Annotated in this window: 3 protein-coding genes and 1 pseudogene; 3 read left to right on the top strand and 1 reads right to left on the bottom strand. The window is 44.1% G+C overall.

Annotation, left to right across the window (positions count from 1 at the left end; genetic code table 11):
- Both AACR77_RS00630 and AACR77_RS00625 read left to right on the top strand, forming a co-directional pair.
- Positions 1-214, top strand: a pseudogene (locus AACR77_RS00630) (phosphoethanolamine transferase); the annotation flags it as partial.
- A gap of 118 nt (positions 215-332) precedes the next feature.
- Positions 333-713: a diacylglycerol kinase gene (locus tag AACR77_RS00625; protein ID WP_042879138.1), complete on the top strand. Its 381-nt coding sequence runs from the start codon at positions 333-335 to the stop codon at positions 711-713.
- Positions 714-1,184: 471 nt separating this feature from the next.
- Here the strand turns inward: AACR77_RS00625 and AACR77_RS00620 are convergent, their stop codons facing one another.
- Positions 1,185-1,640: an antitoxin Xre/MbcA/ParS toxin-binding domain-containing protein gene (locus AACR77_RS00620; protein ID WP_041202327.1), complete on the bottom strand. Its 456-nt coding sequence runs from the start codon at positions 1,638-1,640 to the stop codon at positions 1,185-1,187.
- A 111-nt stretch (positions 1,641-1,751) separates the two neighbouring features.
- On the opposite strand from AACR77_RS00620, the gene AACR77_RS00615 reads away from it, so the two are divergent.
- Positions 1,752-1,943, top strand: a complete 192-nt coding sequence (locus AACR77_RS00615) for a hypothetical protein (RefSeq protein WP_005337495.1) — start codon at positions 1,752-1,754, stop codon at positions 1,941-1,943.
- Positions 1,944-2,142 lie beyond the last annotated feature (199 nt).

Below are 2,142 nucleotides of genomic sequence, written 5' to 3'. Positions count from 1 at the left end.
GGATGACCAGACCCGAGTACCTATGCAGGTCTGGATGTCACCAGGATTTACCAAAGAGAAAGGCGTTGATATGGCGTGTTTGCAGCAGAAAGCAGCTGATACTCGCTACTCACACGATAATATTTTCTCATCTGTATTGGGTATCTGGGACGTCAAAACATCAGTTTACGAAAAGGGTCTAGATATTTTCAGTCAATGTCGTACTGTTCAATAAATTACATTGTTGGGGGCTCAGGCCCCCAATCATCTGTTAAATAATAGGTTTATTACTATTGTCCGTGTATTTCATGGTTAAAAATTTTTAACGGGCAAAGCAGAAAGAGGAAGCTAAAATGGCAAAGCCTGGTGCAACTGGAATTACCCGAATCATTCATGCCACCAATTATAGTATGAAGGGACTTTCTTCAGCTTGGCGACATGAAGCGGCTTTTCGTCAGGAACTTCTACTCATTGTGCTGTTGATGCCTCTGGCGTTTTTTGTCGGAGATGGTTTAAATCAAATACTACTCCTAATGGTGATCAGTTGGCTGGTTGTGATTGTAGAGATCCTGAACTCAGCTATTGAAGCAGTAGTAGACAGAATAGGATCAGAGCATCATGAGCTTTCTGGTCGAGCAAAAGACATGGGCTCTGCGGCTGTCTTCATTGCTCTGATGTTGAATGCCATAGTGTGGGGTGCATTGACAGGGCGTAATTTATTAGACTGGTGGTAGTGTTATCATCAATAATGTTTTTAATTATTCATTGCAGCCGCCATAAATGGTGGCTGTTAAATGGGAAATAATAAATGCTAATCATAAGGTGGAACTTTTTTCTGTTTAGCCCGCACCATAGGTGCGAAAAATAACCATATTTCATTATGACTATTTTTCTGTCTTGGTTCTACTCATACGAAAATTGGCACTTAGTTAAGTAATGACAACATGAAGTTTGATCCTGCGTATTAAAGCTTGACATGTTTGCAATGCTAGTGTCGCTTCTAACATATAAAATAGCATGTGGGGAAGTAGTAAAACTGGTTTATCTTCGCTGCGAAGCTGCGGAATGTTTAAAAAATCTTTTGTTCTCATAATTAGTAAATGGACAGTTTTCAGAGTTTTTCAAGTGGCTAAAATGAAAAAATTTGAAAAAAACTGTCATGGTGTTTTTTTGAGCTGAAATATGAGGCCACAGGCTGTCTAAATTTATAGGCACACCCCATGCCGAATCCGTCCCACTAGATCGACAACAGCCTGAACCCCCATTGGTGTAGCCAACAACTTAGCTGGGGCTACGCCACCGAGGCCCCAGGCGGTGCGGTTTAACCACGACAGTGTCCTGACGGTATCGTTCCTGTGGAAGACGAGTGCCGCATCGAGGGCCTGTGCAACTCCGTATACCCTGGCACCCTGCGATATTGATAGGGGGGCTGCAATCCGCAGCTTGCGGGTCAGTGTACTCCGGCTTATACCAGCCCACTGGCAAACCATCCTCACATCAGTCTTCATCAATTCAGCGAGCCGATAGAGTATGTCCGGTGCTACGCCAGCCACGATCCATTGATGTGCTCCTAGTGGGTCACAAGGAATGCCAAGGGCTTCCAGGAGAAAGTTCGCAGTAGCTGCTGCGTCACTACTAGGATGATAGGTTGCATAGGGCATCATGTAGCATTCCTCATTGTACAAACACGACCTCTCATGAGCTATCCTACTCCAAACTGTCGCTTTGAGTGGAAGATTCACAGCAGAATGCCCCTGCATTGAGGAGAGCTGATGGCCGAGTTGGTCTGTACTGAACCAGGTTTAGGCATTGAGCCTGGGACTACTTTTCAGGTTCTATCGGAGAACGGCTCTGAATGGGAAATCCTGTTGGGTAATGAATACCGCAGGGTCAACAAACGCAGCGGGCGCGTTACAGGTTGGAAAACACCTCCAAAATTTGAGTGCAAAGACATCCCAAAATAACAAATGAGAGTTCAATGCTGGTTATGGCAGTGATAAATAGCCAGCCCAGGTTACTCCCACATAAAAAGCAGAAAAATTATAGTTTCATAAAGCCTTAAATAAGGAGTTCAGCATGCTCGTAAAAGAAATTGTGCCAACAGAGCAAGTTGTCGATGTCCTCTGTGATGTCTGTGGTCGTAGTACAAAAACGAATTTTGGA

The sequence above is a fragment of the Aeromonas sp. ZOR0002 genome, from assembly GCF_963866995.1.
GTDB lineage: Bacteria > Pseudomonadota > Gammaproteobacteria > Enterobacterales > Aeromonadaceae > Aeromonas > Aeromonas caviae.
Note: the sequence above shows the minus strand (reverse complement) of the source record. Positions and strands in the feature narration are given on the sequence as shown.

Bases quoted from the DNA above. Each gene is read 5' to 3' on its own strand.
- AACR77_RS00625 (WP_042879138.1), top strand. From the start codon at position 333: ATGGCAAAGCCTGGTGCAACTGGAATTACCCGAATCATTCATGCCACC.
- AACR77_RS00620 (WP_041202327.1), bottom strand. From the start codon at position 1,640: ATGCCCTATGCAACCTATCATCCTAGTAGTGACGCAGCAGCTACTGCG.
- AACR77_RS00615 (WP_005337495.1), top strand. From the start codon at position 1,752: ATGGCCGAGTTGGTCTGTACTGAACCAGGTTTAGGCATTGAGCCTGGG.